A 13,204-nucleotide genomic window follows, 5' to 3' on the forward strand; every position below is an offset into this window, starting at 1 on the left:
CCAACCTCCCGACGCTAGCGTCGCCGCGAAGACACGACGCCCGTGACCCCCGTCAACTGGGCAAGCGCCCGCTGCAACTGCCCGCCATCGCGCACCTCGACGGTGAACTGCATGAAAGCCTGCGCCCCCCGCGACTGCGTGCTGACGCCCGTTACATTGAGCTTCTCGCGGGAAAACACTTCCGAGATATCGCGCAGCAATCCCTGACGATCGGTCGCTTCGATCTGAATGTCGACCGGATAAGCCGCAACACCCCGACCTTCGAGCACATCCGATGACCAGGCCGTCTGAATTACCCGCTCGGGAGCGCGCGCCTTCATCGCCTGGAAGCTGGCGCAATCCTGCCGATGGATCGACACCCCCTTGCCACGCGTGACAAAGCCGACGATCGGATCTGGCGGTGCCGGCCGGCAGCACTTGGCCAGTTGCGTGAGCAACGCCCCCACGCCGACAACCAGTACGCCGCTCTTGGCGCCCTGCGTGACACTCGTGTCGAGACTCTTCTTCGCGACGAGCGTATCTTCGTCGCGCGGCTCCGGCCCGGGCAGATTGCCCGAAAGGGCCTGCTCGACGTGCCGCAGACTGAATTCGTCCTTCGCGATCGATGCATAGAGATCGTCGGGCGTCCGGAAGCCGAGTCGCGCGGCCAGCTCTTCCAGATTGACGGATGTCTTGCCTTCGCGCTGCAACGTCTTGTCGATCAATGTGCGCCCGTGCGCAATCGTCTCTTCGAGATCGATGGCGTTGAACCACTGCCGCACCTTCTGACGCGCCCGATGGCTCTGCAGATACCCCAACTGGGCGTTGAGCCAGTCGCGCGAAGGGCCGCCCTGCTTGACCGTGACGATCTCGACCGTCTGCCCGTTCTGCAGTGGCGTATTGAGCGGCACCATCGCCCCGTCGACCCGCGCCCCCCGGCAACGGTGGCCGAGTTCGGAATGCAGGTGATACGCAAAATCGACCGGCGTGGCGCCTTGCGGTAGCGCAATCACGCGGGCCTGCGGCGTCAGCACATAGATGTGATCGTCGATCGTCGCGCGCTTGAGCTGCTCCCACGGCTGCGCAGCGCCTTCCGCCCCGACCGTATCGGAAACATCGTCCTTCCAGGCGAGCAACTGGCGCAGCCACGCGATCTTCTCGTCGTAGGCTTCGTTGGCAGAGAACGCGCCGCCATAACCGCGCTGGCCGGCCTCCTTGTAACGCCAGTGCGCCGCAATCCCGTACTCCGCGAAATGGTGCATCTCGTGCGTGCGGATCTGCACTTCGAACGCCCGGCCGTCGTCGCCGATGACCACCGTATGCAAAGACTTGTAGCCGTTCGGTTTCGGACGCGAGATGTAGTCGTCGAATTCTTTCGGAATCGGCTGCCACAGGTTATGGACGATGCCCAGCACCGTGTAGCAATCCTTGATGTCATCGACGATCACACGGAACGCACGCACGTCGTACAGCTCGGCGAAATCGACCGCCTTGCCCCGCATCTTCTTCCAGATGCTGTAGATGTGCTTCGGGCGGCCGGACACCTCGGCGCCCACCCCGGCGCGCGCCAACTCGTCCTTCAGGCGCTGAATCGCGCTTTCGATGAACGTCTGGCGCTCGACGCGCTTTTCCTCGAGCAGCTTGGCGATCTGCTTGTACGTCACCGGCTCGAGGAAACGAAACGCCAGATCCTCGAGTTCCCACTTCAGTTGCCAGATACCCAGACGGTTTGCAAGCGGCGCATAGATCTCCAGCACCTCATGCGGCATGTCTTCGGGCGGCGCCTTCTTCTGCGCCGCGTACCAGCGCAACGACTGCAGACGTGACGCCAGCCGGATCATCACCACACGAATGTCCTGCGCGAAGGCGAGCAGCATCTTGCGCAGCCCTTCGACCTGGGACTTGCGCTCGGCAGATGCATCGCGATCGCGCCCGTCGGCGGGCATGGCCTGCGCGGCCCGAGCGCCTGCGCCAGACAGTCGCTGGAGCTTGCGCACGTCAATGACGAGGGCAGCCACTTCGGCGCCAAACTTCTGGGTCAAGGTGACCTGCGGATCGGGCAGGAATTCGACGGCGGAAAACAACGCGGCCGCCTGATGGGTCGCCTCGTCCACGCGAAGCGTGTCGAGAATCGCGATCATGCCGCGCGCATGCGCCATGATCGGTTCGCCGGACGAGAGCACGTGCTCACCGCACAGCGACTCGGCAAACGCGAGTGCGTCGTCGAGCGTGGCGGGCAAATGTGCATCACCCACACCCGGAACCGAATTCGTGGCGCCTGGCGACGCTATCGAATTCGACCCAGTGGATGCCGGTGCTTGATGTTGAGTCATGTTGGAGCGCGGGGCGCCGAGCACCCCGGATGATGCGGGTCGCGCGCTCAGCTTTCGCGTTGAGCGGCCACGACCACGATTTCAACGAGCATGGCAGGGTCGGCGAGCAACGCCTGCACCGTGGCGCGCGGGGGCGCATTACCTGCCGGCACCCACTCGTCCCACACCTGGTTCATTTCACCGAAGTACTTCATGTCGGAGATGAAGATCTGACACGACAGAATCAGCGACTTGTCGCTATTGGCCTCGGCGAGCAGGCGGTCGATGTGCGCGAGCACCTGGCGCGTTTGCCCCGCCATGTCCTGCGATCGGTCGTCGGGCGTCTGGCCCGCGAGATAGACGGTGCCATTGTGCACGGCCATGTCCGACCAGCGCTTTTCGACATAGAAACGTTGTACAGCCATGATGTAAGACTCCTCGTGTTCTTCGTACTACGGACCGCTGCCGCAATGCGCCCTGATGGCGAATGTCAGTCGGCGTATCCATCAAAAAATCGGCGTGCGATCCCGATCTGATCGGCATGCACGAACGTGGGCGCGTGGCCCACGCCAGGTATTTCGACGGCACGCGCATGTTGTGCGTGTGCCAGCATCTGGTCCATCGTGGTCCGGGAGAGCAAGTCCGATTGCTCGCCACGAACGATCAACGTGCGCCCGGGAAACGCGGCCAGCGACGCCCAGAGCACGGCCTCACCTGCGGCAATCGCCTCGGGCGAGACCGCGGAGAACGCCGCCCCGATAGCAGGATCGTAACGCAGCACGTAGCCGTCGCCGTCGGCTTTGAGCAATGGCTCGCACAATGCCCGCCATTCTTCCGGGGTATGCGCCCCGAAAGCAGACGAAATCGACCAGATGTACGCCGCCCCTTCGTCGATCGAGGCAAAACGCTTCGGAATGCCGACGTACTGCCCGATACGCGCGAGTGCCGGCGCATCGATATGCGGCCCGACATCATTGAGCAGCAGATTGCGAATCGGCGTATCCGACAACCCCGCCAGCCCCATGCCGATCAGCCCGCCCATCGAGGTACCGAACCAGTCGACGGTCGCAACCCCAAGACGCGCGATGAGCGTGACCATGTCGGCGGCGTACTGCGGCACCACGTAGCCCGCAGGATTGACCAGCCAGGACGACTGCCCGCGCCCGACCACGTCGGGACACACCACACGGTAGTCGTTCGCGAACGCTTGCGCCAGCGCGTCAAAATCGCGGCCGCAACGCGTGAGTCCGTGCACACAAAGCAGCACGCGCGGATTATCGGGGTCGCCCCACTCCGAATACGCCATACGATGCAACCCGGACGGACTCAGGCACTGAACGTTCGACAGACGCGGCACGTGGCTCGACATGGCAGACTCATCGGATCGGTTTCCAGACCCGAATTCTACCGCGCTTGTCGCGATGCGTAAGCTAGAATGAGGTCACTCATGGGCGACGCAAAGTCCGCAGATTGACGCATCGTGTGGCACAACGATCACGGCGCACGGCGGCGCGTATCGACATCCCCCATTCTCACCTCCCCTCCCAACGGAGACGATGCAATGCTGAAAGGAAAAATCGCCCTCGTGACAGGCTCGACCAGCGGCATCGGTCTGGGCATGGCGCAAGCACTCGCCGCACAGGGCGCTACCCTGATCACCAACGGCTTCGGCGATGCCGACGCAGCACGCAAGGCCATTGCCGATGCGGCGACGCGCGCGGGGCACACGGACACGCGCGTCGGATATCACAACGCCGACATGAGCCGCGCGAACGAGATCGAGGCGATGATGCAGTACGCCAAATCGGAGTTCGGCGGCGTCGACATCCTGGTCAACAATGCAGGCATCCAGCACGTTGCGGAGATTCAGGATTTTCCGACGGACAAATGGGACGCGATCATCGCGATCAACCTGACATCGGCCTTTCACACAACGCGCCTGGCCCTGCCCGGCATGCGCAGCCGCAATTGGGGACGCATCATCAATATTGCCTCGGTGCACGGCCTTGTCGGCTCGGCGGGCAAGTCGGCCTACGTTGCTGCGAAGCACGGCATTGTGGGCCTGACGAAAGTGACGGCACTGGAAAATGCGCAGACCGGCGTGACAGCCAATGCCATCTGCCCCGGCTTCGTGCTCACGCCGCTCGTCCAGAAGCAAGTCGATGACCGCGCCGCGCGCGATCATCTGTCGGGCGAGGACGCAAAGCGCTCGCTGCTGGGCGAGAAGCAACCGTCGGGCGAGTTCGTCACGCCCGAACAACTCGGCGCACTTGCCGTCTTTCTTTGCAGCGACGCCGGCGCACAGGTGCGCGGCGCCGCATGGAACATGGACGGCGGCTGGGCGGCCCAGTAAGCGTCGCGCGCCGGTCTACGGCGCCTCTCACACGCTCCGAGGTCCTTCCCCGATGCGCCTCACACACTCCGAGGCCCCTCTCGGGTGACATCAAAACAAAACGGGCGGGGAAATCCCCGCCCGTTTCGCCTTCCACCAGCCACCGGGTTCAACGGCCCCGACGACCCTCAGCAAGGCCAAGCCCCGGGGGTCATGCGCAACTCACCGCAGCACGACCACCGGCGCGTCGCCGAAGCGTCAGACAGCGCTCGTGTCGAGCGGTGCCCCGGTCTTCTGCGAAATTTCTTCCTTGGTCACACCCGCCGCCAGTTCGACCACCTTGAGGCCATCCGGCGTGATGTCGATCACACCGAGGTCGGTGATGATGCGATTGACCACGCCCACGCCGGTCAGCGGCAGGTCGCAGGCCTTCAGGATCTTGTGCGCATCGCCCTTGGCCACGTGCTCCATGAGCACCACCACGCGACCGACACCCGCGACCAGATCCATCGCGCCGCCCATGCCCTTGATCATCTTGCCGGGGATCATCCAGTTGGCGAGGTCACCCTTTTCGCTGACCTGCATCGCACCGAGGATCGCCAGATTGATGTGGCCGCCGCGGATCATGGCGAACGAGTCTGCCGAGGAGAAGATCGACGAGCCCGGCAGGGTCGTCACGGTCTGCTTGCCGGCGTTGATCATGTCGGCATCGACTTCGTCTTCCGTCGGGAACGGGCCAATGCCAAGCAGGCCATTCTCCGATTGCAACCAGACTTCCATGCCTTGCGGCACATGGTTTGCCACCAGCGTCGGCAAACCGATGCCGAGGTTCACGTAGAAGCCGTCTTCCAGCTCGCGCGCGGCGCGCGCCGCCATTTCATCACGATTCCATGCCATGGTTATCTCCTTGATCTCGGCGCTTACTTGGCACGTACCGTGCGCTGTTCGATGCGTTTTTCCGGATGCGCGTTCAGCACGATGCGCTGAACGAAGATGCCGGGCAAATGCACGTCGTCCGGATCGATCGAACCGGTCTCGACCAGCTCTTCGACTTCGACGATCGTGATCTTGCCGGCCATGGCAGCCACCGGGTTGAAGTTGCGGGCGGTGCGGTTGAACACGAGGTTACCGGCACGATCGGCCTTGGCCGCCTTCACCAGCGCAACGTCGGCGCGCAGCGAGCGCTCCATGACGTAGGTCTCGCCGTCGAATTCCCGCGTTTCCTTGCCCTCTGCGACGACCGTACCCACGCCCGTCTTCGTGAAGAAAGCCGGAATACCGGCACCACCGGCGCGCAGCTTCTCGGCCAGCGTGCCCTGCGGCGTGAATTCGAGTTCGAGTTCGCCCGCCAGATACTGGCGCTCGAATTCCTTGTTCTCACCCACGTACGAGGAAATCATCTTCTTGATCTGACGTGTCTCGAGCAGCAGACCCAGACCGAAGCCGTCCACGCCGGCATTGTTGCTGATGCAGGTGAGCCCCTTGACGCCCGAGTCGCGCAACGCAGCGATCAGGGCCTCCGGAATGCCACACAGGCCGAAGCCACCGACGGCGAGCGTTTGCCCGTCTGCGACGACACCGGCGAGCGCCTCCTTGGCGCTGGCGTATACCTTGTTCATCGTTTGTCCCTTTCCCTCGGTTGAGAATTGAAATTATGCCGCGCTCGCACGCGTTGCGAGGCTTACGCCGCCAGGCGATTCCGCCCGGCCACGCCCCTCATGCAATCATAGAGCTTACTGTGGCGCCCAAATGGGGCACAATACGTCAAATTACATATCTTCCCGCGCGGCAAGCCGCAGCTCACGACCCGACCGGATCCGTCTCGCCCCCATGCCCGCCGCCATGCCGACGTTCGACTACCAGACCGCTTTTCACATTGCCCCCGTCGGCCTGGTCATTTCCCGCCAGCGCATCATCGAGGACTGCAACCGCCAGCTCGGCAAGATTTTCGGCTACGAACCCGAAGCACTCGTCGGCCAGTCGTTTCAGGTGCTGTATCCGTCGCCGAAAGAATTCGAACGTATCGGCGAGCGAATTCCGCCGATCATGACCGCGCAGGGGGTGTACTCCGATGAGCGCATCATGCGCCGCGCCAACGGCGAATTATTCTGGTGTCACGTGACGGGACGCTCGCTCGACGTCAACGATCCCCACGCCGCCGGCCTCTGGACCTTCGAGGACATCTCGGCCACGCGCCGTGTTGCCGTGGCGCTGACCGCGCGCGAGCGGGAGATCGCGGCCCAGCTCGTCCAGGGCAAGACCAGCAAGCAGATCGGCAAGATTCTCGAGATCAGTCCGCGCACCGTGGACATCTACCGCGCACGCCTGATGCAGAAGTACGGTGCGGGCACGGCGACCGAACTCGTCCAGCGCCTGCTCGGCAACTGATCGACCCCGGCGGGCTTTCGGGTCCCGAGGCCCGCCCGCCCCCACCGCTGGTTTCCTCGCCTTACGCGAGCAAGGCGCGTACCGCGTCCGGCAACGGCACGGACTTCTCTTCCTGGTAGTTCACCCACACGATCTTCGCGCCGCCCTCGGCCACGATAACGTCCGGCGTATCGGCCCGGCGCAGTTCGAAGCGCGTATCGATACTGCTACGCCCCGGCGCGCCGACGAACATGCGGCAATCGACATCGCCCGGGTAGCGCAATTGACGCAGGAACGTCATGTTCGCGTTGATGATGACGGGTCCTTCCCCCGTCGAACTCTCTTCCGATGCAATGTTCAGCGTATCCAGCCACGAAATACGCACCTGCTCCATGTAGCGGAAGTAGACCGTGTTGTTGACGTGCCCGAACGCGTCCATATCGCCCCAGCGAATGGGCATGCTCATACGAAAGACTTCTTTATATTCAGCCGACACTGCAAATTCCCCATGATGAAAATCAACGCCCTGCCGGGTGTGGACAGGGCGTCATGGGAACCAAGTGTAGCGCGTCAGGCGAACGTTCGTGCGGTGCTGCCGGGCGATTGGGCGGGTTCTGCCGCGCTTTCGGACGATGACGGCCGTCCCGGTAAGACATTTCCGAGGCAAGCCCGGAGCGAAGTCGAAGTGAGCCCCAGCGACGAAGCTATTTGCGAGCGGCGGCCGTTTCGTCCCTCACGGCGGCCTCGGCCTTCTCGACGAGGTCTCGACCGACAAGCGCCTTCCATTTCGCGTAGACAGGGCGCGTGGCGTCGACAAAACGCTGGCGCTGATCCGGCGTGAGTCGCGTGACCTTGACGCCACGGGCTTCGAGGTCGTCCCACATGCCGCGCCCCGTGGTGAGGAGATCTTCTCGGGCGAGCGTGACTTCGAAGCGTGCCGCCTCCACCGCGGCATCGCGAACGATGTCGCGATCCTGCGGCGTCCAGCTGTCCCACACCTGGCGGTTGACCACGAATACAATAGGATCGGCCACGTAATCCCACACCGTGATGTAGCGCTGCCCCACCGTATCGAGCCGCACATTGTTGTAGATCGTGATCGGGTTCTCCTGACCGTCGATCTTCCGAGCCCGCAATGCCCGGATCGCCTCGTTCCACGTCATCTGAGTCGGCACGGCGCCCAACGCCGTAAAGATGTCGTTGAACAGGAGCGATCCGACCACGCGGAATTTCAGTCCGCGCATATCCTCCGGCGAACGAATCGCACGTCGCGAATTGCTCAGTTGCCGAAAGCCGTTCTCCCCCCACGCCAACGGCACCACGCCCTGCTCCTCCACGCGGCGGAACAGTTCGCGGCCCACCTCGCCTTGCGTGAGTGCATCGAGCGAGCGATAGCCGCGCAGCAGGAACGGCAGCGAGAAAACGTTGAACTCGGGAATGGCCGACGACCAGTTGATCGTCGACCCGACGGCGATGTCGATCACCCCCTGACGCAACGCGGTGAACTCGCGCGTCTGATCACCACCCACGAGCGCGGCGCCCGGGTGCAACCGAATATTGATGCGTCCACGCGTGCGCTCGCGCACCATATCTGCCCAGAGCTGCGTGCCTTTGCCCCAGGGTGTCCCGGCATCGGGCACGATCGACAGCGAGTATTCCGCTTTATAGGGTTGCGCGGCCAGCGGCGGCGCGATTACGGCGAGGGCAAGCGCGACTCCGACGAGCCCCCGCCAGCCTTGATTACGCATGTTGTCCTCGAGATGATTCGGGATCCGACATCAATACGACGCCCTGCACGATCCCTTGAGCGTCGGGAAATTATGCGCTCGACTCCCTCGCACTGACTGCCTCGGACAATCCCCGATTGCCGCGTTGCAGCAAGCCTGCGCAATCGGACGGAACCTGCCGTGGCGAGGCCGACTATCTGCTGCGACGCTTAGCCGACCGCGAGACCGTCGTCGATCGTCATGATCGAGCCGTTGATGAATCGGGAGTCGTCCGAGGCAAGCAGCAGAATCAGCCCGTCGAGATCGCTCGGCTGTCCGACCCGTTGACGCGGCAGCATCTGCACCAGCTTGCGGCCGGCTTCCGTCTGCCAGTGTTCATGATTGATCTCGGTGTCGATGTAGCCGGGACACAAGGCGTTCACGTTGATATTGAAGCGCCCCCATTCCAGCGCCATCGCATGTGTCATGTGAATGACCGCCGCCTTGCTGATGCAATACACGCCGAGCATCGAAATCGCACGTTGCCCCGCGACCGAGGCCACGTTGATGATCCGGTGCTGTCGCTGCGGATCGCCCTTGGCCCGGCGAATCATTCGCTTGGCGACCTCCTGCGCGACGAAGAAGGCGCCCCGCGTGTTGGTATCGAGCACGTAGTCGTACTCTTGCGGCGTGACATCGACCAATCGCTGCTGCGTCGACACGCCAGAGTTGTTGATCAGGATATCGATGGCGCCCGCCTCCGTCTCGGCGTGGGCCACGCCGGCACGAATGCTGTCGTAGTCGGTCACGTCGAGCGGCACCACGTGTGCCGCGCCGCCTTGCGCCTCGATCTCGGCGCGCAACTCCTTGAGCCGCTCGACACGGCGGCTCGCCAGCACGACCTTGGCGCCAGCCTGCGCGAGGACCGTGGCGAACTGCATGCCCAGCCCGCTCGACGCCCCCGTCACCATCGCCACCTTGCCTTCCAGATTCAGCGAACGCCCCATCTTCTTCTCCCTTGAGCCCGGAGACCCATTGAACGACGGCATCGCCAACCCGGCTCGCCGCTAGAGCTTCCTACCTACCAAACCGAACGATCGTGCTATTAATATGCGGTTGCGAGGTGTTGTTCATTCCCGGAAAATGGCCGCACCCACGAATTCTAACGTTTATAACAGGAGCATCAATGGATCCCAAGCTGCTTGAGCAGTACGGCCCGAGGGAGTCGATGGAGTATGACGTCGTCGTTGTCGGCGGCGGTCCGGCCGGCCTGTCCACGGCTATCCGTTTGAAGCAGCGCGCCCAGGAAGCTGGCAAGGAAATTTCCGTTTGCGTGCTGGAAAAAGGCTCGGAAATCGGCGCTCACATCCTGTCTGGCGCCGTCATGGATCCGCAGGCCCTGACGGAACTCATCCCCAACTGGAAGGAACTCGGCGCACCGCTGGACACCCCCGTCGTCGAAGACCGCTTCCTGTTCCTGAATGAAACCGGTGCCACCGCCACGCCGTCGTGGCTGCTGCCGGCCTGCTTCCAGAATCACGGCAACTACGTCATCAGCCTGGGCAATGTCGTGCGCTGGCTCGGTCAGCAGGCCGAAGCGCTGGGCGTCGAGATCTTCCCCGGATTCCCCGCCGCCGAAATCCTGTACGACGAGAACGGCGCCGTCATGGGCGTGGCCACCGGCAACATGGGCGTGGGCAAAGACGGCGAGCCGACGGAGAACTTTCAGCTCGGCATGGAATTGCATGCCAAGTACACGATCTTCTCGGAAGGCGCGCGTGGCAGTCTCGGCCGCCAGTTGATGCGCAAGTTCAACCTCGACGAGGGACGCGATCCGCAGGCTTACGGTCTGGGCATCAAGGAGCTGTGGGAGATCGATCCGTCCAAGCACAAGGAAGGGCTCGTGATCCACACCGCCGGCTGGCCGCTCAACGCGCAGACCTACGGCGGCTCGTTCCTGTATCACCTGCCGAACAATCAGGTCGCCGTCGGCTTCATCGTCGGCCTCGACTACAGCAACCCCTATCTGTCGCCGTTCGAAGAATTCCAGCGCTACAAGACCCATCCGTCGATCCGGCATTTCCTCGAAGGCGGCAAGCGCATCTCGTACGGCGCACGCGCCATTACGGCGGGCGGCCTGCTGGCGCTGCCGAAGCTCGTGTTCAAGGGCGGCGCGCTGGTCGGCTGCGAAGCCGGTTTCCTCAACGTGAGCCGCATCAAGGGCAGCCACGCCGCGATCAAGAGCGGCATGATGGCCGCCGACGCGGCGTTCGACGCCCTGGGCGCCGATCGTCAGCGCGACGAACTGAGCGCCTACCCGGTCGCGTTCGAACAATCGTGGCTGCATGAAGAGCTGAACAAGGCGCGCAACTTCAAGCAGTGGTTCAAGAAGGGCCTGACCGTTGCCACGCTCATGACCGGCATCGAGCAGAAGCTGCTCGGTGGCAAGATGCCGTGGACGATCCACCGCAAAAAGGCAGATCACGAATGCCTGCTGCCTGCGGCGCAATGCCAACCGATCGTCTATCCGAAGCCGGATGGCAAGCTCACATTCGATCGTCTGTCCTCGGTCTTCATCTCGAATACCAATCACGAAGAGAACCAGCCGGCGCACTTGACGCTCAAGGACCCCAGCGTGCCGGTCGGCATCAATCTGTCCGAATACGCCGGTCCGGAGCAACGCTATTGCCCGGCCGGGGTGTACGAGTTCGTGAAGAACGACGACGACTCGGAGCGTCTGCAAATCAACGCGCAGAACTGCGTGCATTGCAAGACGTGCGACATCAAGGACCCGACGCAGAACATCGTGTGGGTCACGCCGGAAGGTGGCGGCGGGCCGAACTACCCGAACATGTAATGCATTTCGACCGCCGGTTCGCCCGGCGGTTTTTATTGGCACGAACGAAATGCGCGGGACAGGGCAACTGCCGGACGGCAGCGTTGTCCTACGAGTTTCGAATCACCGCCAATGGCGAGGAGGCATGATGTCGAGAAGTTCAGCATGGCGCTCGGCGGCAACGCTGGCGGGCGTACTCGCGCTGACGTGTGGCGCAGCGCAGGCGAAGTCGGTGTCGTACTTGTGCGACAACCAGCACGTGGCGCTGGTCGTCTACGACGACCACAACCTCGGTGGCAACGTCACGCTGTATTGGATGGGCCAACGGGAAGTGCTCAAACCCACGCGCGCCGCAAGCGGTGAAAAGCACGTCGGCCCGACGCTGATCTGGTGGAGCAAGGGGCCGGAAGGCACGCTCTACGCTGCCCGAGACGAGCGCCCCATTACACAATGCCGGGAATAGGGGAATAGCAACAAAAAACGCCAGACGAGCTGTCTGGCGTTTTGCTTTGCGTCCGGTTGTCGTCGCGGTATGAAACCGCCCGAATCACCGATGGGCTGTCGAACTCACTCCGGCGCGCGCGCCGCAATGACCGGCGTGCCGACCTGAACGTCGCCGCACTGCGCGCGGTGACGAAGCGCATGGTCGATCAGCACGAGCGCCAGCAGGGCCTCGGCGATCGGTGTGGCGCGGATGCCAACACACGGATCGTGCCGGCCGAACGTCTCGACATTCGCCGGTTGTCCCGTGACATCGATCGAGCGGCGCGGTGTGCGAATGCTCGACGTGGGCTTGATCGCGATCGAAACGTCGATGTCCTGTCCCGTCGAAATGCCGCCGAGAATGCCACCGGCGTTATTGCCGACGAAGCCTTCCGGCGTCAGCTCGTCGCCATGCTCCGAGCCCTTTTGCGTGACGCTGCGAAAGCCTGCCCCGATCTCCACACCCTTCACGGCGTTGAGCCCCATCATGGCATGGGCGATGTCGGCGTCCAGCCGGTCAAACAACGGCTCGCCCAGGCCGACCGGCACACTCGTGGCGATCACGCGCAGCTTCGCGCCGACGGAATCGCCCGCCTTGCGGAGGTCATCCATATACGTTTCGAGTTGCGGGACGACATCGGCATTCGCTGCGAAGAACGGGTTCTGCGATACCTGCGACCAGTCGGTCTGCGGAATCTCGATGTCGCCGAGTTGCGTCATGCAGCCATGCACCTGCACGCCGTAGCGTTCGGCCAGCCACTTCTTGGCCACGGCGCCTGCCGCCACGACGGGCGCGGTCAGACGCGCCGACGAGCGGCCGCCGCCGCGATAGTCGCGCACGCCATATTTCTGCAGATAGGTGTAGTCGGCGTGCCCGGGGCGGAACGTCTGGACGATATTGCCGTAGTCCTTGCTGCGCTGATCGGTATTGCGGATCAACAGGGCGATCGGCGTTCCGGTCGTCACCCCTTCGAAAACGCCCGAGAGAATTTCGACGGCGTCCGGTTCGTTGCGCTGCGTCACATGTCGCGACGTGCCGGGACGACGCCGATCCAGTTCCACCTGAATGTCGGCTTCCGTGAGCGCCATTCCCGGCGGACAGCCATCGATCACGCAGCCGATGGCCGGGCCATGCGATTCGCCGAAAGTGGTAACGGTAAACAGGGTACCAAGCGTATTGCCAGACATA

General features: G+C 63.3%; 13 protein-coding genes. 4 read left to right on the forward strand and 9 right to left on the reverse strand.

Annotated features, from left to right (window positions below; translation table 11 throughout):
* Positions 1-14: 14 nt before the first annotated feature.
* From ABWO90_RS02645 to ABWO90_RS02655, 3 genes are all read right to left on the reverse strand, one after another.
* Positions 15-2,312 carry a RelA/SpoT family protein gene (locus ABWO90_RS02645; protein ID WP_502922527.1) on the reverse strand — a complete coding sequence of 766 codons (2,298 nt, stop codon included), beginning with the start codon at positions 2,310-2,312 and terminating at the stop codon, positions 15-17.
* Between the two features lie 47 nt (positions 2,313-2,359).
* Positions 2,360-2,716 (reverse strand): RidA family protein, encoded by a 357-nt coding sequence (locus ABWO90_RS02650; protein ID WP_023595507.1) that lies wholly within the window; start codon positions 2,714-2,716, stop codon positions 2,360-2,362.
* Positions 2,717-2,781: 65 nt separating this feature from the next.
* Positions 2,782-3,660 (reverse strand): alpha/beta fold hydrolase, encoded by an 879-nt coding sequence (locus ABWO90_RS02655; RefSeq protein ID WP_353189629.1) that lies wholly within the window; start codon positions 3,658-3,660, stop codon positions 2,782-2,784.
* Positions 3,661-3,852: 192 nt separating this feature from the next.
* Between ABWO90_RS02655 and ABWO90_RS02660 the strand changes: the two genes are divergently transcribed.
* On the forward strand, positions 3,853-4,644 hold the full coding sequence (locus ABWO90_RS02660) for a 3-hydroxybutyrate dehydrogenase (RefSeq protein ID WP_353189630.1): 792 nt from the start codon (positions 3,853-3,855) through the stop codon (positions 4,642-4,644).
* Between the two features lie 237 nt (positions 4,645-4,881).
* Here the strand turns inward: ABWO90_RS02660 and ABWO90_RS02665 are convergent, their stop codons facing one another.
* On the reverse strand, positions 4,882-5,520 hold the full coding sequence (locus tag ABWO90_RS02665) for a CoA transferase subunit B (protein ID WP_353189631.1): 639 nt from the start codon (positions 5,518-5,520) through the stop codon (positions 4,882-4,884).
* A gap of 23 nt (positions 5,521-5,543) precedes the next feature.
* Complete coding sequence (locus ABWO90_RS02670) at positions 5,544-6,242, reverse strand: CoA transferase subunit A (RefSeq protein ID WP_023595503.1); 699 nt, start codon at positions 6,240-6,242, stop codon at positions 5,544-5,546.
* 223 nt (positions 6,243-6,465) lie between these two features.
* Between ABWO90_RS02670 and ABWO90_RS02675 the strand changes: the two genes are divergently transcribed.
* Positions 6,466-7,011: a LuxR C-terminal-related transcriptional regulator gene (locus tag ABWO90_RS02675; protein ID WP_353189677.1), complete on the forward strand. Its 546-nt coding sequence runs from the start codon at positions 6,466-6,468 to the stop codon at positions 7,009-7,011.
* Positions 7,012-7,072: 61 nt separating this feature from the next.
* Here ABWO90_RS02675 and ABWO90_RS02680 read toward each other — a convergent pair whose 3' ends face one another.
* The 3 genes from ABWO90_RS02680 to ABWO90_RS02690 form a co-directional block, all read right to left on the reverse strand.
* On the reverse strand, positions 7,073-7,486 hold the full coding sequence (locus ABWO90_RS02680) for an acyl-CoA thioesterase (RefSeq protein WP_353189632.1): 414 nt from the start codon (positions 7,484-7,486) through the stop codon (positions 7,073-7,075).
* Between the two features lie 208 nt (positions 7,487-7,694).
* Positions 7,695-8,738, reverse strand: coding sequence for a DctP family TRAP transporter solute-binding subunit (locus ABWO90_RS02685; protein ID WP_353189633.1), 1,044 nt, complete (start codon positions 8,736-8,738; stop codon positions 7,695-7,697).
* A gap of 188 nt (positions 8,739-8,926) precedes the next feature.
* Complete coding sequence (locus ABWO90_RS02690; RefSeq protein ID WP_353189634.1) at positions 8,927-9,703, reverse strand: SDR family oxidoreductase; 777 nt, start codon at positions 9,701-9,703, stop codon at positions 8,927-8,929.
* A gap of 179 nt (positions 9,704-9,882) precedes the next feature.
* Between ABWO90_RS02690 and ABWO90_RS02695 the strand changes: the two genes are divergently transcribed.
* Positions 9,883-11,553: an electron transfer flavoprotein-ubiquinone oxidoreductase gene (locus ABWO90_RS02695; RefSeq protein WP_353189635.1), complete on the forward strand. Its 1,671-nt coding sequence runs from the start codon at positions 9,883-9,885 to the stop codon at positions 11,551-11,553.
* Between the two features lie 127 nt (positions 11,554-11,680).
* A complete protein-coding gene (locus ABWO90_RS02700; protein ID WP_353189636.1) occupies positions 11,681-11,995 on the forward strand; it encodes an MliC family protein in 315 nt (104 codons plus the stop codon).
* Between the two features lie 104 nt (positions 11,996-12,099).
* Here ABWO90_RS02700 and aroC read toward each other — a convergent pair whose 3' ends face one another.
* Positions 12,100-13,203, reverse strand: a complete 1,104-nt coding sequence (gene aroC / locus ABWO90_RS02705) for a chorismate synthase (protein WP_353189637.1) — start codon at positions 13,201-13,203, stop codon at positions 12,100-12,102.
* Position 13,204: the final 1 nt, after the last annotated feature.

Source organism: Pandoraea pnomenusa, from assembly GCF_040391475.1.
Lineage (GTDB): Bacteria > Pseudomonadota > Gammaproteobacteria > Burkholderiales > Burkholderiaceae > Pandoraea > Pandoraea pnomenusa_C.

Bases quoted from the DNA above. Each gene is read 5' to 3' on its own strand.
- ABWO90_RS02655 (WP_353189629.1), bottom strand. From the start codon at position 3,660: ATGTCGAGCCACGTGCCGCGTCTGTCGAACGTTCAGTGCCTGAGTCCG.
- aroC (WP_353189637.1), bottom strand. From the start codon at position 13,203: ATGTCTGGCAATACGCTTGGTACCCTGTTTACCGTTACCACTTTCGGC.
- ABWO90_RS02660 (WP_353189630.1), top strand. From the start codon at position 3,853: ATGCTGAAAGGAAAAATCGCCCTCGTGACAGGCTCGACCAGCGGCATC.
- ABWO90_RS02675 (WP_353189677.1), top strand. From the start codon at position 6,466: ATGCCGACGTTCGACTACCAGACCGCTTTTCACATTGCCCCCGTCGGC.
- ABWO90_RS02650 (WP_023595507.1), bottom strand. From the start codon at position 2,716: ATGGCTGTACAACGTTTCTATGTCGAAAAGCGCTGGTCGGACATGGCC.
- ABWO90_RS02700 (WP_353189636.1), top strand. From the start codon at position 11,681: ATGTCGAGAAGTTCAGCATGGCGCTCGGCGGCAACGCTGGCGGGCGTA.
- ABWO90_RS02685 (WP_353189633.1), bottom strand. From the start codon at position 8,738: ATGCGTAATCAAGGCTGGCGGGGGCTCGTCGGAGTCGCGCTTGCCCTC.
- ABWO90_RS02670 (WP_023595503.1), bottom strand. From the start codon at position 6,242: ATGAACAAGGTATACGCCAGCGCCAAGGAGGCGCTCGCCGGTGTCGTC.
- ABWO90_RS02645 (WP_502922527.1), bottom strand. From the start codon at position 2,312: ATGACTCAACATCAAGCACCGGCATCCACTGGGTCGAATTCGATAGCG.
- ABWO90_RS02690 (WP_353189634.1), bottom strand. From the start codon at position 9,703: ATGGGGCGTTCGCTGAATCTGGAAGGCAAGGTGGCGATGGTGACGGGG.
- ABWO90_RS02665 (WP_353189631.1), bottom strand. From the start codon at position 5,520: ATGGCATGGAATCGTGATGAAATGGCGGCGCGCGCCGCGCGCGAGCTG.
- ABWO90_RS02695 (WP_353189635.1), top strand. From the start codon at position 9,883: ATGGATCCCAAGCTGCTTGAGCAGTACGGCCCGAGGGAGTCGATGGAG.